1 rRNA gene is annotated in these 413 nt (G+C 54.2%); it reads right to left on the bottom strand.

The features are described from left to right. Positions 1 to 413 (bottom strand): 16S ribosomal RNA (locus ET34_RS0118370); the annotation flags it as partial.

Below are 413 nucleotides of genomic sequence, written 5' to 3'. Positions count from 1 at the left end.
GTAAGCGCCCTCCCGAAGGTTAAGCTACCTACTTCTTTTGCAACCCACTCCCATGGTGTGACGGGCGGTGTGTACAAGGCCCGGGAACGTATTCACCGTGGCATTCTGATCCACGATTACTAGCGATTCCGACTTCATGGAGTCGAGTTGCAGACTCCAATCCGGACTACGACGTACTTTATGAGGTCCGCTTGCTCTCGCGAGGTCGCTTCTCTTTGTATACGCCATTGTAGCACGTGTGTAGCCCTGGCCGTAAGGGCCATGATGACTTGACGTCATCCCCACCTTCCTCCGGTTTATCACCGGCAGTCTCCTTTGAGTTCCCGACCGAATCGCTGGCAACAAAGGATAAGGGTTGCGCTCGTTGCGGGACTTAACCCAACATTTCACAACACGAGCTGACGACAGCCATG

Origin of the sequence: Siccibacter colletis (genome assembly GCF_000696575.1) — a bacterium.
Taxonomy (GTDB): domain Bacteria; phylum Pseudomonadota; class Gammaproteobacteria; order Enterobacterales; family Enterobacteriaceae; genus Siccibacter; species Siccibacter colletis.
This window is presented reverse-complemented; position numbering and strand designations above follow the sequence as displayed.